General features: G+C 73.7%; 19 protein-coding genes. 13 read left to right on the top strand and 6 right to left on the bottom strand.

The window, feature by feature from the left end:
- The first annotated feature begins 220 nt into the window (after window positions 1-220).
- The 4 genes from ACFYOP_RS02665 to bla all read left to right on the top strand — a co-directional run bounded on the left by ACFYOP_RS02665 (window position 221) and on the right by bla (window position 4,280).
- Window positions 221-1,153: an SGNH/GDSL hydrolase family protein gene (locus ACFYOP_RS02665; RefSeq protein ID WP_356890269.1), complete on the top strand. Its 933-nt coding sequence runs from the start codon at window positions 221-223 to the stop codon at window positions 1,151-1,153.
- 80 nt (window positions 1,154-1,233) lie between these two features.
- The gene (locus ACFYOP_RS02660; RefSeq protein WP_356890123.1) at window positions 1,234-2,487 is read left to right on the top strand and encodes a pyroglutamyl peptidase; all 1,254 of its coding nucleotides are present in this window, start codon (window positions 1,234-1,236) and stop codon (window positions 2,485-2,487) included.
- A gap of 7 nt (window positions 2,488-2,494) precedes the next feature.
- Window positions 2,495-3,235, top strand: a complete 741-nt coding sequence (locus ACFYOP_RS02655) for a carbon-nitrogen hydrolase family protein (RefSeq protein WP_356890121.1) — start codon at window positions 2,495-2,497, stop codon at window positions 3,233-3,235.
- 94 nt (window positions 3,236-3,329) lie between these two features.
- Entirely contained in the window at window positions 3,330-4,280 is a 951-nt protein-coding gene (gene bla / locus ACFYOP_RS02650; protein ID WP_356890119.1) for a class A beta-lactamase, read from the top strand.
- Between the two features lie 18 nt (window positions 4,281-4,298).
- On the opposite strand, the gene ACFYOP_RS02645 is transcribed toward bla, so the two are convergent.
- Both ACFYOP_RS02645 and ACFYOP_RS02640 read right to left on the bottom strand, forming a co-directional pair.
- Window positions 4,299-4,766: an SAM-dependent methyltransferase gene (locus ACFYOP_RS02645; RefSeq protein ID WP_356890117.1), complete on the bottom strand. Its 468-nt coding sequence runs from the start codon at window positions 4,764-4,766 to the stop codon at window positions 4,299-4,301.
- Between the two features lie 36 nt (window positions 4,767-4,802).
- Window positions 4,803-5,603: an EI24 domain-containing protein gene (locus ACFYOP_RS02640; protein WP_356890115.1), complete on the bottom strand. Its 801-nt coding sequence runs from the start codon at window positions 5,601-5,603 to the stop codon at window positions 4,803-4,805.
- A 131-nt stretch (window positions 5,604-5,734) separates the two neighbouring features.
- Between ACFYOP_RS02640 and ACFYOP_RS02635 the strand changes: the two genes are divergently transcribed.
- Window positions 5,735-8,281, top strand: coding sequence for a M14 family zinc carboxypeptidase (locus tag ACFYOP_RS02635; protein ID WP_356890113.1), 2,547 nt, complete (start codon window positions 5,735-5,737; stop codon window positions 8,279-8,281).
- Window positions 8,282-8,365: 84 nt separating this feature from the next.
- On the opposite strand, the gene ACFYOP_RS02630 is transcribed toward ACFYOP_RS02635, so the two are convergent.
- Together ACFYOP_RS02630 and ACFYOP_RS02625 are read right to left on the bottom strand one after the other, a co-directional pair.
- Window positions 8,366-8,788 (bottom strand): organic hydroperoxide resistance protein, encoded by a 423-nt coding sequence (locus tag ACFYOP_RS02630; protein WP_356890111.1) that lies wholly within the window; start codon window positions 8,786-8,788, stop codon window positions 8,366-8,368.
- Between the two features lie 78 nt (window positions 8,789-8,866).
- Complete coding sequence (locus ACFYOP_RS02625; RefSeq protein ID WP_356890109.1) at window positions 8,867-9,883, bottom strand: NADP-dependent oxidoreductase; 1,017 nt, start codon at window positions 9,881-9,883, stop codon at window positions 8,867-8,869.
- 90 nt (window positions 9,884-9,973) lie between these two features.
- Between ACFYOP_RS02625 and ACFYOP_RS02620 the strand changes: the two genes are divergently transcribed.
- Complete coding sequence (locus tag ACFYOP_RS02620) at window positions 9,974-10,426, top strand: MarR family transcriptional regulator (protein WP_356890107.1); 453 nt, start codon at window positions 9,974-9,976, stop codon at window positions 10,424-10,426.
- Window positions 10,427-10,488: 62 nt separating this feature from the next.
- On the opposite strand, the gene ACFYOP_RS02615 is transcribed toward ACFYOP_RS02620, so the two are convergent.
- Window positions 10,489-11,106, bottom strand: coding sequence for a hypothetical protein (locus tag ACFYOP_RS02615; protein ID WP_356890105.1), 618 nt, complete (start codon window positions 11,104-11,106; stop codon window positions 10,489-10,491).
- A 263-nt stretch (window positions 11,107-11,369) separates the two neighbouring features.
- Here ACFYOP_RS02615 and ACFYOP_RS02610 point away from each other — a divergent pair, with 263 nt between their 5' ends.
- From ACFYOP_RS02610 to ACFYOP_RS02580, 7 genes are all read left to right on the top strand, one after another.
- Entirely contained in the window at window positions 11,370-11,930 is a 561-nt protein-coding gene (locus tag ACFYOP_RS02610; RefSeq protein ID WP_356890103.1) for a hypothetical protein, read from the top strand.
- Window positions 11,931-12,036: 106 nt separating this feature from the next.
- Window positions 12,037-13,080 carry a rod shape-determining protein gene (locus ACFYOP_RS02605; protein WP_356890101.1) on the top strand — a complete coding sequence of 348 codons (1,044 nt, stop codon included), beginning with the start codon at window positions 12,037-12,039 and terminating at the stop codon, window positions 13,078-13,080.
- 149 nt (window positions 13,081-13,229) lie between these two features.
- On the top strand, window positions 13,230-14,651 hold the full coding sequence (locus tag ACFYOP_RS02600; RefSeq protein WP_356890267.1) for a GAF domain-containing protein: 1,422 nt from the start codon (window positions 13,230-13,232) through the stop codon (window positions 14,649-14,651).
- Window positions 14,652-14,807: 156 nt separating this feature from the next.
- Window positions 14,808-14,939, top strand: a complete 132-nt coding sequence (locus tag ACFYOP_RS02595) for a hypothetical protein (RefSeq protein WP_356890099.1) — start codon at window positions 14,808-14,810, stop codon at window positions 14,937-14,939.
- A gap of 231 nt (window positions 14,940-15,170) precedes the next feature.
- Complete coding sequence (locus ACFYOP_RS02590) at window positions 15,171-16,616, top strand: acyl-CoA synthetase (protein ID WP_356890097.1); 1,446 nt, start codon at window positions 15,171-15,173, stop codon at window positions 16,614-16,616.
- The gene (locus ACFYOP_RS02585) at window positions 16,609-17,955 is read left to right on the top strand and encodes a carboxyl transferase domain-containing protein (RefSeq protein WP_356890095.1); all 1,347 of its coding nucleotides are present in this window, start codon (window positions 16,609-16,611) and stop codon (window positions 17,953-17,955) included. The genes ACFYOP_RS02590 and ACFYOP_RS02585 overlap by 8 nt, the downstream gene beginning before the upstream one ends.
- A gap of 225 nt (window positions 17,956-18,180) precedes the next feature.
- Entirely contained in the window at window positions 18,181-18,969 is a 789-nt protein-coding gene (locus ACFYOP_RS02580) for a VOC family protein (protein WP_356890093.1), read from the top strand.
- 24 nt (window positions 18,970-18,993) lie between these two features.
- On the opposite strand, the gene ACFYOP_RS02575 is transcribed toward ACFYOP_RS02580, so the two are convergent.
- Window positions 18,994-20,976: an RICIN domain-containing protein gene (locus tag ACFYOP_RS02575; protein WP_356890091.1), complete on the bottom strand. Its 1,983-nt coding sequence runs from the start codon at window positions 20,974-20,976 to the stop codon at window positions 18,994-18,996.
- Window positions 20,977-20,985 lie beyond the last annotated feature (9 nt).

Here is a 20,985-nt window from a genome sequence, read left to right as displayed (position 1 = left end):
CAGTAAACAGCATCGGGAACAAGTCTCCACAAAAGGGACGGCATGTGACGTGATGTAATTTACCGGCGCCGATGGGCGAGGTCGGCCTCTGGGTCGACGTGGCAAAAGTTACCGTGCGGAACGCGCCGAGGGGTGACGTAATGTCGGTCCTGGGCCCGTACGCACCAAGCTTTCACTCGGCAGGAGGTCGGATGCCGGGTTTGTGGAGGGGAAAGTGACCTTGCGCCAGCGCAGCCGAACGCTCCGCGCACGCACTGGCGCCGGCCGGAAGGCCGCCGCCGCGCTCGCCGTCGCCGCGCTGGCGGCCGGCGGGACGGCGGCATGTGACGCGTCGTCAAAGCCCGGCCGGAGCCCTGCCGCCCGCCCCATTCCGAGCGCGAGCCCGAGCCCCAGCCCGACCCCCGACTGGGACCGCGCCCCGCGGTCCCTCGCCGCGGTCGGCGACTCCATCACCCGCGGGTTCGACGCGTGCATGGTGCTGTCGGACTGCCCGGAGGTGTCGTGGTCGACCGGCACGGACACCGCGGTGAACAGTCTCGCCCTGCGCCTGCTGGGGCCCTCGGGCGCGGCGCGGCGCAGCTGGAACCTGGCCCGTTCCGGCGCCGACGCCTCGGACCTGCCGGAGCAGATGGCCCGGGCGGCGGCCCATCGCCCGGAACTGGTCACGGTGATGATCGGCGCGAACGACGCCTGCGCGGACACCGTGGACCGGATGACCCCCGTCGAGGAGTTCCGCGCGTCGGTCGAGGCCGCCATGGCCAGGCTGCGGAAGGACGCCCCGAAGACGCAGGTCTACGTCGCCAGCGTGCCGGACCTGAAGCGGCTCTGGTCGGTGGGCCGGGGCGACGCGCTGGGCAGCCGGATATGGGAACTGGGCATCTGCGCGACGATGCTGGGCGAGGCGCAGGACGTCGGCGTCCGGGCCGAGCAGCGCCGGGACAGCGTCCAGCAGCGGGTCGTGGCGTACAACGGCGTGCTGGAGGACGTCTGCGCGCAGGACGACCGCTGCCGGTACGACGGCGGGGCCGTCTTCGACTACCGCTTCACCGGGGCCCAGTTGAGCCGCTGGGACTGGTTCCACCCCGGCAGGGACGGCCAGCGGCAGCTCGCGGAGATCGCGTACCGGAACGTCACCGCCGCACACGCCCCTTGATCCGGTCCTGAGCGCGACGCGGCCTTCCGTCCGCCGCCGCCGCGCCGCGATACTGCGGGCCGGCCGACGAAAGGAACCTCGTGCCCCGGATACGCGCCCGCCTGGACGTGCTCGCGCTCGCCCTGACCGCCTCCGCCGCCCTCACCGTCACCTCCTCCCCGCTCGCGTCGGCGGCGCCCGCCCTCGCCGCGCCGCCGCTCACCGTCGAGGAGCAGCGGCTCGAACGGGCCGTGCCCCAGGAGATCCTGCGCCGCAGCGGCTTCGACCCGATCGCCCCGGCCTTCGTACGGGCGCTGGAGCGCGCGACGACGTACGAGCAGGCCGAGCGCGCCGTGGCACGCCACGGGTCGTCGCTGTGGCAGCGGGCCGTGGACCGGGCGCAGGGCAGGGGCGCGGTACGGGGCGATCTGAGCCGGGACGACGACCGGCCGCTGTACTGGGCGCGTCTCGGCATGACGGCGGGGCTTCGGCAGTGGCAGCCCGCGTTCGGCGTCACGCAGGCGCAGCGGGCGCGGCTGATGGACCGTCTGGAGCGTTCCTCGCGCGGTCAGGACTCGATGGACCTGCCGTCCGGCAAGGGCGTCAAGCGGATCGTGATGACCGGTTTCGACCCGTTCACGCTGGACCGGGACATCCGGATCAGCAATCCGTCCGGCGCAGCCGCGCTCGCCCTCGACGGCACCTGGATCCGCACCGCGGACGGCCCGGCCCGGATCGAGACTGCGGTGTTCCCGGTGCGCTGGCAGGATTTCGCGGACGGCACGGTCGAGCGGACCCTCGAACGGCAGCTCCCGAAGGCGGACCTGTTCACCACGGTCAGCCAGGGCCGGGTGGGCCGGGTCGACATCGAGCGCTTCAACGGCGCCTGGCGGGGCGGCTTCCCCGACAACGACAACGTCTCCCGCACGGAGACCGTCCCGGTGGCCGACCCGGCCTCCCAGCCGCAGTGGACGCTGACCTCCCTGCCGTACGAGGCGATCACCGCAGCCGACACGGGCCGCTTCCCGGTGTACGACAACACGTCCGTGACCGAGATCCCGGCCGGCGAGAGCAGTCCCGTGGTCCGGCCCGACGGCCCGACGCCGGGTTCCACCGCACGCGCCGGGGGCGGCGGCGACTATCTGTCCAACGAGATCGCCTACCGCGCCACGCTGCTGCGCGACCGCCTCGGGCTGGACGTCCCCGGCGGCCATGTGCACACCCCGGTCCTGCAGTTCGCGGCGGGCAACACGACCGAGGTCACCGACCCCGAGTTCGTCCGCAACCGGCTGGACATCATCGGCCAGACAAGGGAGATCATCCGGGTGGCCGCGGGCAGCGGCGGGACGCGATGATGGCCGTATGAGGATCGCGGCAGGCCAGTTCACGTCCGCACCGGGCGACATCGGGGCGAACGTCCGCAGCATGGCGGCGCTCGTACGGGAGGCCGCCGGGCAGGGCGTGCGGCTGACGGCCTTCTGCGAACTGGCGGCCACCGGTTACGAGCTGGGTCCGATCGCCCGCGACCCGGGGCTGTGGCTGACCGAGGACGACCCGCGGCTGGAGCCGGTGCGGGAGGCGTGTCGTACGACGTCGACGGCGGCGCTGGTGGGCTGCGCCGCGCGGACGTCCGGCTCCCGCCCGGCGATCTCCGCGTTCGTGATCGGCCCGGACGGGGAGTTGCTCGCCCGCTACGACAAGAGGCATCTGTACGGAGAGGAGCAGGCCGTCTTCGCCGCGGGCGGCGAAGACGGCCGCTTCACCCTCGACGGCGTCAGGTTCGCGGTCGCGGTCTGCTACGACAACCGGTTTCCCGGGGTCGCGCGGCGGGCGGCGGCCGACGGCTGCGACGTGTACGTGGCGTCTTCGGTGCTCGACGAGGGCAACGACTCGTTCGAGACGGTCTGTCCGGTCCGGGCGCGGGACAACGGCCTGCCGGTGCTGCTCGCCAACGCGGTCGGCCCGTGCGACGTCGGCGAGTGCCGGGGCGGCAGCGCGGTCTGGGGCCCGGACGGCGCGCTGCTCGCGACCGCCGGCACGGCCGCGCCGGGTCTCGCGGTGGCGCGGGTCGCGACGGGCCGCGGGGCCGGCGTCGGGGCATGATCGGTGACGTCCCGGTGCCGACGTCCACGCGCCGGGACGGCCGTACCGCTTCGTCAGCTGACGCGCCGTGACAGGCGCTCCGGAGGTCTGGACCATGCCCGATTCCCGTTCCCGGCGCACCCTTCTCGGTGCGCTCGCCGCGCTCGTCCTCGTCCCGCTCGCGGCCTGCGGCCAGGGCGGCTCTCCCGGCGCGGCTTCACCTCCCGCCGCGTCGACGAGCCCGAGCGCGGACGCCGGCACGACGGCGGACGCCGCGGCGAAGCCGGTCACCCGGGACTTCAAGAAGCTGGAGCGGGAGTTCGACGCGCGGCTGGGCGTCTACGCGATCGACACCGGCACCGGGCGCGAGATCGCCTACCACGACGGCGAGCGGTTCCCCTTCGCCTCCACGTTCAAGGCGCTGGCCGCCGGTGCGGTGCTGCGCGATTATTCGCTGAGCGGGACGGACGAGGTGATCACGTACTCCCGTGACGATCTGGTCGCCCACTCGCCCGTGACCGAGAAGAACGTCGGGACGGGGATGACGCTGCGCGAGCTGTGCGACGCCGCCGTCCGCTACAGCGACAACACCGCGGCCAATCTGCTGTTCGACGCCCTCGGCGGCCCGAAGGGCCTGGACGCCGTGCTGGCGGAGCTGGGCGACGACGTCACGCGCGTGGAGCGTCGCGAGCCCGAACTGAGCCGGTGGGCGCCGGGCGAGACGCGGGACACGACCACGCCCCGGGCGCTGGCCACGGATCTGCGCGCGTTCGTCCTCGGCGACGCCCTCGGCAAGGACGAACGGGCTCAGCTCACCACCTGGCTGCGGACCAACACCACCGGCGACGCGCTCATCAGGGCCGGGGTGCCGAAGGGCTGGGTGGTCGGCGACAAGACGGGAACCGGCAGCGGCTACGGCGCCCGCAACGACATCGCCGTGGTGTGGCCGCCGGACGGGGCCCCCATCGTCATGGCGATCATGTCGAACCGCGCCGAGGAGGACGCGGCCCATGACGACAGGCTGATCGCCCGGGCCGCGTCCGTGGTCGCCGCATCGCTGTCGTAGCGGCCAGGGGGCGGCAGGTTACGGCTGGAAGTACTCCGACATCGTGCGGCTGACCCATTCCGGCTGCTTGATGTCCGCCGCGCGGAACTCCGCCATCGCCGGCTTCAGGTCGATGACCGGGGTGCCGGAGACCGCGTCGAGGCCCACCACCGTCAGTTCGCGGCCCCGGACGGATGCGACGGCGCAGCACGTCATCCCGATGCGGTTCGGTCTGCGGGGGCCGCGGCCGGCGAAGACTCCGACCGGCGGGAGGTCGGAGCGGCCGCGGTACGGGCGGGGTTCGCGGTAGTCGTCCTGTTCCGGGAACTGGTCGAACACGAAGAGGACCTCCACGTGGGAGAAGCCCTCCAGACCCTGGAGGCACGCGTCGCCGAAGCGTTCGTCGACGGTGATCGTGCTGCGGACGGCACCCCAGTTGTCCGTGTGCTGCACGTCCGTTCGGTTGTTCCTGACCGTACCTATCGGTGTGACCTCGAAGCTCGGCATGAACAAGGTTCTATCGCCTCGTCCGGCGCCGGAACATCACGCCCGGTCGCTCTTGCGGAAGCCGTACGGGGCCGGCTGCGCGTCGCTCTCCCCCTCCGGAGCCGCCGGAACCAGGTCGCGGGCCATCAGCGTCGCCCCGGCCACCGCGCCCGGCATCAGGAAGACCGCGAGGAACGGCACCAGGAACGCCAGCGTCAGCGGCACGCCGAACCCGAGCGTGCGCAGCCGGCGGCCCTTCAGCAGGGCGAGCCGTTCCTTGAGTTCGACGCCGCGCCGCTGGAGGGCCACGGCCGTCAGCTCCTCCGCGAGGAAGAAGCCGGAGACGCAGAAGGCGAGCACCGGGACCACGGTCTGGCCGAGGACGGGGATGAAGCCGCAGGCGAAGAGCAGGACGCCGTAGCAGACGACGCGCAGCACGACCCGCAGCGAGTCCCGTGCGGAGATCCACAGTTCACGCCAGAGCGGCAGTCCGGAGTGCGGCACCTCGCCGCCCTCCGAGCGGTCGACCTGCTCGGAGAGGTTCTCGTAGAAGGGCTGGCCGATCAGGAGTGTCACGGCGGTGAAGGTGATGACCGCGAGGAACAGTCCGAAGGCGAACAGCAGCGCCGTGAGCGTGCCGCGGAAGATGCCGAGCCACGGCGAGGACCAGTCGTCGGCGAACGGTGTCGCCCAGGCCGTCACGTCGTCGGCGCCGAACACCAGGCCGGTGATCGCCGCCGCGTAGAGCACCAGGGTCACCAGACCCGGCAGCAGACCGAAGCCGAACCACCGGCCGTGGCCGGCGACCCAGCGCTGGCCCTTCATCAAGTAGCCGAAGCCGACGCCGAGATCACGCATGACGCACACCCTATCGGGGTGCCTCTTGTCGTTCGGCGGCCGAACCGGTAGACCCGGCGTACTGATCGTCACGGCGGGCGTCCTCGGCGGCCGCCGTGCGATTTCTTCCGACAACGGAGGCTCGTAACCGCATGGGCTCATCCAGAACCGCACTGATCACCGCAACTCTTGCCGCCGCGCTCGCCGGCACGCTGCTCGCCCCGCTGCCCGGCGCCGCGGCGGCTCCGGCGGCGGACCGGCCGCACCCGGTCAGGGAGCGGGCCGCTCCCGGGGAGGCGTCCTCGGCGGCGGGAGCTCCGCTCTCCGCCGCCGCCGAGGCTCTCGGTTCCCGTACGCCGCGGCTCGACCGGCCGGGCGGCTATCCCCGCAGGACCGAACTCGAGCCACCACCGGTGAACCCGGCCGACAAGTCGACAAAGCTGGGTCTCGCCCCGTACCACTCGCTCGCTCCCCGCCTCAACGGCCTCCAGGAGCTGAGCGACCGGGTCAGCGTGGAGATCGCCGGGCACTCGGCGGGCGGGCGCGAGCTGTATCTCGTCACCGTCACCGCGCCCGAGAGCGCGGGCCAGGCGCGCGAGCAGGAGCGGATGCGCGAGCGGATCGAGAACGACCCGGCCGCGGCCGCCCGCGACCGGCGCATCAAGGCGGCGTACAAGACCCCCGTGTTCATCAACAACAACATCCACGGCAACGAGTGGGAGGGCACGGACGCCGCCCTCGAACTCATCGAGGAACTGGCGAAGGCCGACGACGCCGGGACGGCGGACCTGCTCGCGAAGACCCGCGTCCACCTCAATGTCACGGCCAACCCGGACGGCCGGGTCGCGGGCACCCGCGCCAACGCCGGCGGCTTCGACCTCAACCGCGACTTCATCACCGCAACCCAGCCGGAGACCCGCGCGATCCGGCAGATCGCCATCGACAAGCAGCCCGCCGTCATGCTCGACCTGCACGGCTACGTCAACGGCACGCTGATCGAGCCGACGACCCCGCCGCACGGCGAGAACTACGAGTACGACCTGTTCCTCAAGAACGCGTACGCGAACGCGCTCGGCATGGAGAAGGCCGTCAACGGCCTCGGCTACACGGCGGAGAAGGACGGGGTGCGGCCCGCCGTGATCCCGTTCCGGGACCAGCAGGAGGGCTGGGACGACTGGCCGCCCATCTTCACCCCGCAGTACCTGCCCTTCCAGGGCGCCGTCGCCGCCCACACCATCGAGTTCCCGCTGGCCGTCAACAACAACGCGTACAACACGCTGCCGGTCGAGGAGCTGCGCCGCCGGGCGGCGATCAACACCGACATCGCGGGCGCCGCGATGCGCGCGACGCTCGACCACACGCACAGGCACCGCGCGTCGCTGATCGCCGATCAGATCGAGGCGTTCCGGCGGGGCGCCGCCGGCGAGGCGCAGCGGCCGGTCTCCGAGGAGACCGTCCCGGGGGTGCCGGGCATCGGCCCCGAGGACGTCTACACCGCCGAGTTCCCCAGGGCGTATGTGATCCCCACCGGGCGGTCCCAGCGGTCGGCCCCCGCGGCGGCCCGGCTGGTCGACCACCTGGTCGCCAACGACGTCCGGGTGGAGCGGGCGGTGACCTCGTTCCGGCTCGCCGGCCGCTCGTACCGCGCCGGGTCGTACATCGTCGACATGCACCAGCCCAAGCGCGGTATGGCCAACGTGATCCTGGCGGACGGCCGCGACATCAGCGCCGACGTCGGAGCCATGTACGACATCTCGGGCTGGAGCCTCGGCCTGCTGTGGGGCGCGGACGTGGACGCCGTCACCGCCGGCGCCCCGCGGGTCCGCACCCGGCCCGTCCGGGCGGCCGCGCCCACCGGGTACGTCGCCCCGCACGGCGACCTGCGGCTGCGGCTGGACGACCCGAAGGAGATCGCCGCCCTCAACTCGCTGCTGGAGCAGGGGGTGCGGGTCAGGCGCGCGGACGACGGCTCGGCGATCGTCCCGGGCTCCGCGCGCGACCGTGCGGGCGTGCTCGCGGACCGGCTCGGCGTGGCCTTCCACGCCACCGGGGAGCAGGGCGGGGCGGCGCTGCGGCGCACCCGGGTGGCGGCGGCCGTCACCGCGGGCGAGCTGTTCGCGCTGCGCGAGATGGGCTTCGACGTGGTGCCGGTCTCGACGGCCGTGCTGAACGCCGGCTTCGACTGGACGCGGGCCGACGTGTTGTACGTGTCCTCCGGGCTGGACCACGCGAAGCTGACGCCCGCCGCCCGCGCGGCGTTCGAGAGCAGCGGCGCCGGGGTGGTCGGACTCGGCGAGCGGGGCGCCGCGTTCAACAGGGCGGCGGCACTGCTCGACGTCACGGCGGTGGCGGGCAACGAGGACGCCAACGGTGTCGTCCGGGTGACCAACGCGGGCGGCGCCATCACGGGCGGCGCCCCGGCGCACACCTTCGTCTACTCACCGCTGTGGTTCACGGCCCTCGGCGACGGGGTGCGGGTGGACCAGTCGTACAGCACGGGCGACCCGCTGGTGTCGGGCCACTGGCGGGCCGCGGCGGACGGCACCGGCGGTCCGGGCGACGCCGCGGGCCGCGCCTCGGTCGTCTCCGGCACGTCGGCGGCCGGCGCGCCGGTGGCGCTGTTCGGCACGGAGCCGCTTTTCCGTGCGCACCCGAAGGGCGTCTTCGCACAGATCGGCCGGGCGCTGCTGGCCGGTTGAGCCCCGCCGGGACACGCTGAGAGCCGCTGAGACACGCTGAGGGCCGCACCCCGGCCGGGGTGCGGCCCTCAGCCGCGGCGGATATCAGACCGCGAGGTCGACCGTGATGTTGCCGCGGGTCGCCTTGGAGTACGGGCAGACCTGGTGGGCCTTCTCGATCAGGTCCCTGGCGGTCGCGGCGTCCACGTTCGGGATGCTCGCGGAGATCTTGACGATGAGGCCGAAGCCGTCGTCGTTCTTCCCGAGACCGACCTCCGCGGTGACCACCGAGCCGGCGATGTCGGCCTTCTCCTGGCGGGAGACGACGACGAGGGCCTGCTGGAAGCAGGCGCTGTAACCGGCCGCGAACAGCTGCTCCGGGTTGGTTCCGGCGCCACTGCCGCCCAGGGACTTGGGCGGCGTCACCACGAAGTCGAGGGTGCCGTCGTCCGTGGCGACGCGGCCGTCACGGCCGTTCTCCGCGGTGGCGACAGCGGTGTAGAGCACCTCGGACTGCTGGATCGACATGAAGTCTTCCTCCTGCTGGTTCGCCGCGACTCGCGCCCACGATCGCGGCGGCTGGGCAAGAGCCTAACGGGTGAACCCTCAGCCGAGAGAAACGATCATCTTGCCGGTGTTCTCACCCCGGAGCAGTCCGGCGAACGCGTCGTACCCGCGCTCGATGCCCTCGACGACGGTCTCGTCGTACTCGAGCTCACCGGAGGCGATCCAGCCGGCGACGTCCTGGACGAACTGCGGCTGGAGCGCGGAGTGGTCGTTCACCAGCATGCCCTGCAGCCGCAGGCGCTTGCCGATGACGAGCGCCAGGTTGCGCGGCGCGGGGGTCGGCTCCGTGGTGTTGTACTGGGCGATCATCCCGCAGATGGTCGCGCGGCCGCCGACGTTGAACGAGGAGATCGCGGCCTCGAGGTGCTCGCCGCCGACGTTGTCGAAGTAGACGTCGATGCCGTCGGGCGCGGCCTCCTTGAGCTGTTCCGCGACCGGCCCGTTCTTGTAGTTGAACGCGGCGTCGAAGCCGTACTTCTCCACGAGGAGCTTGACCTTCTCGTCCGAGCCGGCCGAGCCGATCACCCGCGAGGCGCCCTTGATCCGCGCCATCTGGCCGACCTGGCTGCCGACGGCGCCCGCGGCGCCGGAGACGAACACGGCGTCGCCCTCCTTGAAGGAGGCGACCTCGAAGAGGCCCGCGTAGGCGGTGAGGCCGGTCATGCCGAGCACGCCGAGGTAGGCGGAGAGCGGGGCGAGCGAGGCGTCGACCTTGGTCGCGTGCTTCGCGGGCACGTCCGCGTACTCCCGCCAGCCGAGGCCGTGCAGCACGTGGTCACCGACGGCGAAGCCCTCCGCGTTCGACGCGATCACCTCGCCGACCGCACCGCCGTCCATGGGCCTGTCGAGCTGGAACGGCGGCACGTACGACTTCACGTCGTTCATCCGGCCCCTCATGTAGGGGTCCACGGAGAAGTGCAGGTTGCGCACGAGGACGCGGCCTTCCGCCGGTTCGGCGACGGGCGCCTCCCGCAGTGCGAAGTCCTCGGCCTTGGGCCAGCCGTGCGGACGGGCGACAAGGTGCCATTCACGGCCGGACGCGGGGAGTGCGGACATGCTGCGTGCCTCCTAGAAAAGCTTCATTACCTGAAACAACCATGCGCCTGAATATTTAAGGATGTCAAGTATCGGGGTACCCTGGTACGCATGGCCGCCCAGCGAACAGACCCCCTGACCCTCGAGGTCGTCGAGCTCATCGGCGCCGTCGTGGCCCGCTACCACTCCGAGTACGAGCAGGTGGCCGCCGACCACGCCCTCACCGGGGCCCAGGCGCGGGTGCTGGCACTGCTGTCCATGGAGCCCACCCCGATGCGGCGCATAGCCAAGAAGCTCAGATGCGAGCCGTCGAACATCACGGGGATAGTGGACCGTCTCGAAGCGCGCGGCCTCGTCGAGCGCCGCCCCGACCCGGGCGACCGCAGGGTGAAGCTGGCCGCGGCCACACCGGAGGGCCGCAGCACGGCTCGCCGGCTGCGCGAGTCGCTGGACTTCGCGCGCGAGCCGCTGGCGCAGCTGACGGAGGTCGAGCGCGGGCTGCTGCGGGACCTGCTCAGACGGATGCTCGGCGAGACGCCGGCCGGGCCGGCGCCCGACGCCTGACCGGGACGACCGCCCGACGTCCGGCCCGGACCGCTACGGCGCCCGGATGCACGAGCGCCGCGCTAAATGCACCAGAAGAGCCAGCGCTCACACGTTTCCGACGGTTCCGGCTCCGGTTCGGGCTTCGGAGGCGGTGGCGGGTCCTCGCCGCCCGGGTCCGCCGGGGCTTCCGAGTCCCCGGGCTCGGCGGGTGCGCCGGGGCCGCCCGAGGAGGACGGCGACGGGGACCTGTCACCGTCGGACGGGGAATCCGACGGCTCCGGGCCGTCGCCCTCACCCTCTCCGCCCTCGCCGCCCTCGCCGCCCGTACCCTTGCCGCCCTCGCCGTCCCCGGCCGCCGTGCGGGACTTGCCCGGTCGCGGCGAGCCGGACTTCGTGGTGGCCGATTCGCTCACCCGGTCGGGGCCCTCCGGCGACTCGTCGGAGGCGCTCGGCTCCGGCTCCGTCGTCTCCGCGACCGGGTCCTCCCGGACCGCCGTCGCCGCGCCGTCGTCACCGGACCCTTCGACGGCGAGCTCCGCCAGGCTCAGCGCACCCGCCGCCAGCACCAGGCCGACCGTCCCGAGCAGCACCTTGCGCCCGCGCCGCTTGCGGCCACGACGGCCCGCGGATCTGCGGCGCGGCGCGGTCTGCCGGCGCGAACGGCGCGGCCCGGGGCTGTTCGCCGGCTCGAGCGTCACGACCAGGTCCTGGACAGGGTCGGGCTCGGGGGCACTGGGGCTGAGGCGACGGAGCTCCTCGACGGGTGTGCCGCACCCGGCACAGGCCAGGGCGCCGTTGAGATGCCTTCCGCACGGGTGGCAGTAATCCATGGCGCCCGCAGGCTATTCGCAGCCCGGGGGCCTGAGGTGGGTCTCTCTGTGCAGATCCTGTGTGGAATGCTCTCCTCCACGGCGAGGCGACTCGCCGTCGTCCACGCCGCCGACCGGGCAGGATGTCGGCCATGACCGCTGACGCCCCGTTCGGACCGCTCGACTTCCAACTGGTGCTGCTGCGCCGTATGGCCGACTTCCAGCCCGGCCTCGTCGAGGACGCCCGGCAGCGGCTCGGCGTCTCGATCGCCCAGATGCGCGAGGCCAATCGGCGCTGGCAGGCGAAGGTCCGCGCGCCGCGGTCGCGCGGGGCGCTGGCGCGCTACCGCTCGGCACTCGGCACGCCCGCGTCCGTCCACCGGCGGCGCATCGGCGACCTGGAGTGCGACGCCCTGCTGTGGCCCGTACCGCTCTGGCCGGACCTGCGCTTCGAGGTGCTCACCACCGGCGGCGGGGCCGTGTGGAACGAGTGGCTGGTACGTGCCCCGGGTGCGGCCGGCCCCGAACTGCGCACGGCGGACGACCTGACGCCCTGGTCGTGCACCGTGGAGGAGGTCGCGAGGGCCTTCCCGCCGGCCCGCCCCATGGAGGGCTCGGCACCGACCAGATGGCGGCTCGCGTTCACCCTGCCCGGCGGTGAGGTGCGCGTCGCGGAGTTCACCTGGGGCCTGCTGCAACGGCTCACGGACTGATCTGTCGCCCCGTCAGCTCCGTACCCCCGACCAGCTCAGCCCAGCGCGCGTACCGCCCGCGGTGATCGCACGATGCGAACAAGTACCGCACTCGGGAGGATCTGCCGTGACCGTCAGCCTTGAACAGTTGCGACGTTGCCACCTGGCCGTCGATCTGGGCGCCGCCAGAACCCGCGTCTTCGTGAAGGGCGTCGGCCTCGTCGTCGACGAACCGAGCGTGGCCGCCGTCAACACCCGGACGGGAGCGCTGATCGCGGTCGGTACGCTCGCCGAGAAGATGACCGGCCGCACCCCCGGCTACATCCGCGTCGTCCGGCCCGTCTCCGGCGGCACCGTCGTCGACATCGAGATGGCCCAGCGGATGCTGCGTCATCTGCTGGGCGAGAAGCTCCGCCGCCAGCTGCGTCGCAAGCCCCGGCTCCGCGCGGCGGCGAGCACCCCGCACGACAGCGACCCGCTCGCGCAGCGCGCCACCGTGGAGACGCTGGTCGGGCTCGGCGCCCGCCGGGTCGAGCTGGTGGACACCCTCATCGCGGCGGCCGTCGGCTGCGGCCTGCCGGTGGAACAGCCCAGCGCGACCATGATCATGGTGTGCGGGGCCGCGACCACGCAGATCGCGGTGCTGTCCCTCGGCGCGATCGTCACCGCGACCCGTATCCCCATCGGCGGCAACGCCATCGACCACGCGGTGATCCAGCATCTGCGCCACCGTCACGAGCTGATGCTGCCCAGCCAGTCCGTACGCCCGCTCCAGCTGGCCCTGCACGGCAACGGCCTCACCCCCCAGGGACCGTCGTCGACCGAGATCCACGGCCGTGACGTCGCCACCGGCCTCGCCCGCTCCGTCCGCGTCGACACCGCGGCCGTACGGGAGGCGATCCACACCCCGCTCACCTCGGTGCTCGACGGGATCGGCAAGGTCCTCCGCGACTGCCCGCCGGACCTGGTCGCCGACCTCGTCGACCGCGGCATCATGATGGTCGGCGGCAGCGCGCTGCTGCCGGGCCTCGACCAGATGCTGCACAACGCGACCGGGATGACGGTCACCATCGCGGAACGGCCGGACACCTGCACGGTGCAGGGCCTCGGCGCGATGCTCGAGGGCCGGATCCAGCCCCTGGTCCTCGACCCGCTGGCAGAGGCCGACTGACCGTGGCGAACGGCGCCCCGCCCGGCCCACCCGATCCGCAGAGCCCGCCCGGTACGGACGCCTCGGACGACCCGGACGCCGTCGAGGTCTCGGGCGGCGCCGCCGGGCGGGCGACCGGTTCGCCCCGGCTCGCCGCGCTCCTCGAGGCCGTGCTCGACGTCGGCACCGACCTCGGTCTGCGGACCACCCTCCAGCGGCTCGTGGACACCGCCGCCGAACTGACCGGCGCCCGGTACGCCGCGCTCGGCGTCGTCGACCCCGAGCTCGGCCGCGTCACCGAAGAGTTCACGGCGGGGCGGCAACCGGCCGGCACCCTCCCCACCGGCAGCGAGACGCCGTCCGCAAGTCCCGCCGAGCCGCTGCGTCTCCCGGTCCGGGTGGACTCCGAGGTCTTCGGCGACCTGCGGCTGACCTCCGGGCCGGGCAGGCGCTTCACCGAGGAGGACCTGGCGCTGCTGCGGGTGCTCGCCGCGCAGGCCGGCATCGCGATCGGCAACGCCCGGCTGTACGAGACCGCCCGGCAGCGCGAACGCTGGATCGAGGGCGCCGCGGCGGTCACCACGGCGCTGCTCTCCGGCGGGAGCGCCGACGACGCGCTGATGACCGTGGCGGAGCAGGCTCGTGTCCTCGCCGACGCCTCGGCGGGTGTGGTGCTCCAGCCGACCCCCGAGGGGGGCATGGAGATCGTCGCGGCCTCCACGCCGGATGACCCCGGGGACATCGTCGGCACGACGATCCGGCCCGGCTCCCCGGTGCTCGTCCAGCTCCTCGGCGGCGAACCGGTGTTCATCGAGGACTCGGCGACCGATCCCCGGATGACCACGCATGTCCGCGGCCGCTTCGGGCCGAGCATGATGCTGCCGCTGCAGAGCGGCGGCCGGCTGATCGGTACCCTCGCTCTGCCGCGGCGGCGCGGCGGCCGCCCCTACACGGCGCTGGAACGGCTGCTGGCCACGCAGTTCGCCTCGCAGGCCGCCCCGGCGCTGGTCCTCGCGGATGCCCGGCACAACCGCGAGCGGCTCGCCGTCTACGAGGACCGCGACCGGATCGCCCGGGACCTGCACGACCTGGTCGTCCAGCGGCTGTTCGCCACCGAGATGATGCTGGAGTCGACCCGCAGGAAGGCGGGGGCCGGGGAGACGGACGAGCTGCTGGGCCGGGCCGTCGACGAGCTCGACTCGACCATCCAGGAGGTGCGGACGACGATCTTCGCCCTCCAGCAGCCGCCCGCCGACGCGCCGACCACCTTCCGGGGCCGGGTGCTGTACGAGACCCGGGGCGCCGCCGTGCCGCTCGGCTTCTCGCCGTCCGTGCACTTCAAGGGGGCCGTCGACACGCTGGTGCGCGAACCCGTGGACCGCGAACTGATCGCCGCCCTGCGCGGCGCCCTGGCCGCCGCCCACCGCCACAGCGGCGTCTCGTCGATCGACGTGGACGTCGACGCGACGGTGCGGCTGCCGGGCGGGCAGCAGGGCGTACGGCTCACGGTCACGGACGACGGCGTGGCCGACGACGGCGAGCAGGGCACCACGGTGACCTGGTACCACGCGCTGGACGGGTCCGGCGCGTAAGCCTCGCGCGGGTGTTCGCGCGGTTCGCCGCGCTCGCCCTCGTCGATCCGACGACGGCCCTGCACGTCGCCGCGCTCGCCACCGCCCAGCGGCCGCCCTCAGCGGCGGCGCGGCCGGGACGGTCTTCGTCGCCGGCGTGTTCGTCGCCTCGTTCGTGTGGCAGCACTCGCGGGTGGCGGCCGGCCCGCCGGGGCCCGCATCTCGGACGGGGCACGCGCGTGGACGTTCCGCGCGTGCTACCGACGGGTCGCCGTGTACGCGGTGAAGGCCGCGCTGCCGCTGCCGTAGGACCCGGTGCCGGGGCCGCGGCCCGGCCGTCCTCCCCCGTGGACGGCCGGCCGGGCCGTGGCTCTCCCCCGTGCTCCCCCGTGGCCCTGATCCTTCCGCGTCCGCCCGATCCGGCACATCGTTCACCGGAAGGAGACGTCCGCCACGGCGGCTCCACCGCAAGGGGGAGACAATGACGGCCGCGGGAGACCCGGCCGAGCACGGCACGCCAGACCACCAGGAGGTCGACGAGTGAGTTCCCTCTTCCCAGCGCTGACGCCCACGGCCCCCGGCGCCGACCGGGTCGCCCTCCGCTTCGGGGAACGGTCCCTGACCTACGGGCAGCTGCGCGGCGCGGCCGGCGCCCTGGCACTGCGGATCGCCGGGGCGGGCCGGGTGGCACTGTGGGCCACTCCGACGCTGGAGACCGCGGTCGGCGCGGTGGCCGCCCTGCTGGCCGGCGTACCGGTGGTGCCGCTGAACCCGAGGACCGGCGAGCGGGAGCTGGCGCACATCGTCGCCGACAGCGCGCCGACCGTGGTGCTCGCCGGGCCGGGCGACGAACTGCCCGCGGCACTGGGTGCGTTGGAGCGCGTCGACGTCCCCGTGACCGGCTCCGCCGGTGAACTGCCGCCGGAGGCGGCGGCGGGCGACCCCGCGCTGATCGTCTACACCTCGGGCACCACCGGCCCGCCCAAGGGCGCGGTGCTGCCGCGCCGAGCGGTCGCCACCACACTCGACGCGCTGCAGGACGCCTGGCAGTGGAGCGGTGACGACGTACTGGTGCACGGCCTGCCGCTGTTCCATGTGCACGGACTGATCCTCGGGGTCCTCGGCCCGCTGCGCCGCGGCGGCGAGATGCGCCACCTGGGCCGCTTCTCCCCGGAGGGCGTGGCGCGGGAGCTGGGAGCCGGCGGCACGATGCTCTTCGGGGTGCCCACGATGTACCACCGGCTGGCCGAAGCGCTGGACGGCGACGCCGAATTGACGAAGGCGCTGACCGGGGCGCGGCTGCTGGTGTCCGGCTCGGCCGCCCTGCCGCTGCCCGACCACGAGCGCATCGCCGCGGCGACCGGGCGCCGGGTCGTCGAGCGGTACGGCATGACCGAGACCCTGATGAACACCAGCGTCCGCGTCGACGGCGAGGCCCGCCCGGGGACCGTCGGCGTGCCGCTGCCAGGGGTCTCGCTGCGGCTCGTCGAGGAGGACGGCACCGAGATCACCGTCCGCGACGGCGAGACGATCGGCGAGATCCAGGTGCGCGGCGACCACCTGTTCACGGAGTATCTGAACCGCCCCGACGCGACGGCCGCGGCTTTCGACGGGGACTGGTTCCGGACCGGCGACATGGCCGTGCGCGAGCCGGACGGCCATGTCCGCATCGTCGGCAGGAAGGCCACCGACCTGATCAAGAGCGGCGGCTACAAGATCGGGGCGGGTGAGATCGAGAACGTGCTCCTCGACCACCCCGCCGTCCGCGAGGCCGCCGTGACGGGTGAGCCGGACGCGGACCTGGGCGAGCGCGTGGTCGCCTGGATCGTGGCCGCCGATCCGCAGACGCCACCGTCCGCGGAGGAACTGGCGGAGCATGTCGCGGCCCAGCTCGCGCCGCACAAGCGGCCGCGGACGGTCCGGTTCCTGGACGTTCTGCCGCGCAACGACATGGGCAAGGTCATGAAGCGGGCCCTCCATGGCTGAGCGCCTGTCCGCCCGCGAGGCGGTCGCCGCGGTCTGCGACACCTTCGCCGAGCAGGAGCCGGCCGAGGTGCCCGGCACCGGCGACGGCCCCATCGGCTGGGAGGGCTACGGCGCCCAGCGGGCCCGCGCGTCGCGCCGGACGGGCTCCGCGGAATCCGTCGTGTACGGCACGGCCACGGTCGGCGGCACCGCGTGTGTGCTGATCTCCTTCGAGTTCGGCTTCCTCGGCGGCTCGCTGAGCGAACGCGCCGGGGACCGGCTGGAGGCCGCGTACACGCTGGCCCGTGAGCACCGGCTGCCGCTCGTCTCGCTGATCGCGACGGGCGGCAGCCGGATGCAGGAGGGCATGGTCGCGCTGTCCCAGCTGCAACGGGTGGCGCGCGCGTCCGCGCTGCTGCGCGAGGCACGGGTCGCGCACATCGCGGTGCTGCGCGACCCGACCACGGGCGGCGGCTGGGCCACCCTCGGCGCGGGCGCGGACGTCGTCCTGGCCCTGCCCGGCGCCCAGGTCGGCTTCGCCGGGTCCCGCGTACGCCCGGCGGACGCGGACCCGGCCGCGTACACGGCCGAGGGCCAGCTGGCCGCGGGCCAGATCGACGCGGTCGTCCCGCCGGAGGCGCTGCGCGACACTCTGGCGTTCTGGGTGACGGCGTTCGGCGCGGCCGCCGAGGGGAGTCGTCCGGAGGCTGTGGCGCCGCCGCGGGCGCTGGGGACGCGCGGGGCGCTGCCGCGGGACGGGTGGGACGCCGTGCGGCAGGCCCGCGCGGCGGATCGGCCGCGGGCCCGCGCGTATCTCGACGACCACTTCGCACGGCGCGAGCCGCTGCGCGGCGACCGGTGCGGCGGCGACGACCCCGGGATGCTGTGCGGGGTCGGCCTCAGGGACGGACGGCCGGTGGCGTACGCCGCGCAGTGCGGGACGGCGACGACGCCCGCCGGATACCGTACGGCGGCCCGCGTGGTCCGGCTCGCCGACCGGTTGGGACTGCCCGTGCTGACGCTCATCGACACGCCCGGCGCCGCCAACGGCGCGGACGCCGAGCGCTCGGGCGCGGGCGCCGCGATCGCCGAGCTGTTCGGGGCCGTCGCCGCCGCGCGGACGCCGCTGACCAGCCTGCTCATCGGTGAGGGTGGCTCGGGAGGGGCGCTGGCGCTCGCCGCGCCGGGCAACACCTGGGCCACACCGGACAGTTACTTCTCCGTCATCGCGCCCGAGCTCGCCGCCGCGATACTGAAGCGCTCCCCCGACCAGGTGCCGCACACCGCCGACCAGTTGCGGCTGCGACCGCAGGACCTGGTGGAACTGGGCGTTGTACGGGGCATCGTAGGGGCCGACTAGCGGCGGGAGGCCCGGTATGTCAGCCGTACCGGGCCTCCCCTTTGCCGGCGGGCGGGTTCACACCCCCCGTACCGGTGATTTGCTGCCGCACCAGGGCCTCGCTGCCATGGCCGCCTCCCGCACGCGCCCCTTGCGCGGCCCCTGCCGCCGCGTCTGACGGGCGGCGGGGTGCCCGTGCGCCTAGCGTGCCAAGGAGAGACCGACTCGCAGGAAGGCTGGGAGACGATGGCAGCGCACCCCGAAGGAACGCCCTGCTGGGCCGATGCGATGTTCCCCGACGTGGAGGCCGCGAAGCGGTTCTACGGCGAGCTGCTCGGCTGGACCTTCGACGAGGGCTCGCCGGAGTTCGGCGGCTACACACAGGCGTTCTCCGACGACCGGGCCGCGGCCGCCCTTGTGCCGCGGATGCCCGGGACCGGCGGGCCGCCTGCCTGGAACCTCTACCTCGCCTCCGACGACGTGGCGGCCACCGCCGGGCGGATCCAGGACAACGGCGGCGCGCTCCTGATGGATCCGATGCCGGTCGGCTCCTTCGGCACCATGGTCACGGCGGAGGACCCCAGCGGGGTGTTCTTCAGCGTGTGGCAGCCGGGCAGCCACGCCGGCTTCGGCACGACCGGCGGGCCCGGTGCGTACTGCTGGGCGGAGGTCACCACCAGGGACGTGGAGAGGGCGGACCACTTCTTCCCCGCCGTCTTCGGCTACGAGGCGAAGCGGATGCGGCACGAGTCCGTCGACTTCAGCCTCTGGCACCTCGGCGGCGAGCCGGTCGCGGGACGGCTGCGCATGACGGACGAGTTCCCGTCCGACGTCCATCCCTACATGAACGTCTACTTCGGTGTGGCGGACTGCGACGCGGCGGTCACCAAGGTCACCGAGCTGGGCGGCACGGTGCGGCGGGGGCCCCTGGACAGCCCGTACGGACGGTACGCGTCGGTCGTGGACCCGCAGGGGGCCGCGTTCTCCGTCATCGACCCCGCCACGACCGCCGGTGAGCAGCCCGAGTTCGTCTGACCGGCCGCCCGGGGCCGGCCGGCGTCACCGCGGCGGCCGGGGCTCGTCGCTCTGCCGGGTCCCCCGGTCACCCCGGGACGGCTGAGGCCGCTGAGACTTCTGGACGGTGGGCTCATGGGGCGCGCCGATCAGCGTCCGGCCCACGACGGCGGTCACCACCGGCGGACGGCTGTGCTGGGCGTCGGGCCCGGGGCCGGGCGGCGTGTCGTCGGCCAGGCGCGGACTGCCGTCGGCCACGTCCTCCGGCCTCCCCTCGCGCGTGGCGCCGGGCACGACATCGCCGGGAGGCCCGCCGGGGATGCCGGGCGCGCCGGCGCGGGGAGCGTCCGGCCTCTCGGGGCAGGTCTCCGGGACACATCCGTCCACGTCCGCGCGCGGGACGCTGACCTCCTCCGCGTACGGCGCGGTCCCGTGGGCGCCCGACTGCTGCCGCTGCACGCCGGGCGCGGGGCCCGTCTGCCAGACCTGGGCGGGCGACTCGTCGCGGACCTTGACCACCACGGAGGTGCCCGGCTCGGTCGACACGGGCATCAGGGCCAGCCCTTCGTTCCACCGCGGGATCACCTGCCCCTGGATGGTCAGGTCGTAACGGACGTCCACGGCGTCGGGAGCGGTGCGGCTCGTGCAGCCGTCCAGGACGACGATGCCGTCGAGCCCGTGGGAGTTCAGGCAGAGCGCGGGCGCTGCCGAGCTGCGCAGCCGGCCGTCGGTCTCGTACACCCACTGCTGGGTGGGCGCCGAGGAGCAGGTCGCCATGGTCGCCTCGGAGCCGGCCGTCGGCTCGCGGTCGGCGATGTCGAGGCACAGGCCGGCCTCGATGTTGCGGAGCCGGGTGTTCAGCGGCTGGGCCGGGAGGTTGGCCGAGGTGGCGGACGGCCGTGGCTCGGCGGCCGGCGGGGCGGACGTCCCGGCGTCGGAGGCGGGGGGCGCGGTGCCCGTGACCGCGCCGCTGGGGACGACGGAGCCGACGTGGTTCTCGTCCTGCGGCCAGAGCGCCGACGCGAGCGTGATGACGAGAAGTCCGGCCGCCGCGGCCGCGGCCCCGACGGCGAGCGCTCCGGGCGCGATGCCGACGGCTGCCATGCGCCGGCCCCGCAGGGCCAGGCCGCGCAGAGACCGGGGGCCGGTGCCGCGCGAGTGCCGGCCACCGCCGCGCGGGGTCCCGGTCCCGAGGGCGGCCCCGCCCTGGGCGCGGGCCTTGCGCCGCCGCCCGGGGCGCGAGTCGAGGTACCGCTGGGCCGCGCCGCCGAGGAGCGCCTCCGCGAGCAGCACGCCGAGCCGCCCGTCGGCCTGCCGGAGCTGGTCGGCGGCGTACCGGCAGTACGCGCACTCGGAGAGATGCACCTGGATGTCGGGGATCAGCGCTCCGCCGCGGCGCAGCGAGATGTCGAGCAGACGGTTGTAGTGCCGGCACTCGGCGGTCGGCGCGTACTCCCGGTGGACCCGTACACAGGTCTGCCGGAACTGTTCGCGCGCCTGTCCGAGTTGACCGGAGGCGGCGCGGGGATCAATTCCCAGCAAACCAGACGGTATGGAAATGCCCTCCGCCTCGACCTCCGCGTGCCAGAGCAGAACCTGGGCGGCCGGCTGCATTGCGTGGAAAGCGCGCGAGACCAACTGCCTATTCTCCTGCGGGCCTTCCGGATTGAGCAGACCGGTCACCACCGCCGCGACCCGCTGGTCGCCCGCCCAGGCCCTGGCGATATGACGGGTGGTCACCAGGAGATGGGGCCGCAGGGCGCCCGCGGCGCCGTTGCGTGCCAGATTCTCCAGCAACTGCGCGAAAGCGGCGGCGGTCAGCATGGAGGCGGTTCTGTTCGACGCCGAGCATATGGAGGCGTACTCGAACACGGGCTGCCAGTGCCGGGCGAGCAGTGTGGCCACGGGCTGGACTTCCTGGGCCCCGTCACCTGCCTGTACGGCGCCGGCGAGTTCCACGTCGGAGACGCCGGCGGCGCGGCCGGGCTGCGGCGAGGGCGAGTTTCCTGGCGTGCGGGCATGTTGCATCGACGTCTT

It is taken from the genome of Streptomyces sp. NPDC006294 (assembly GCF_042870895.1).
In the GTDB taxonomy this organism is placed as follows: Bacteria; Actinomycetota; Actinomycetes; order Streptomycetales; family Streptomycetaceae; genus Streptomyces.
Note: the sequence above shows the minus strand (reverse complement) of the source record. Positions and strands in the feature narration are given on the sequence as shown.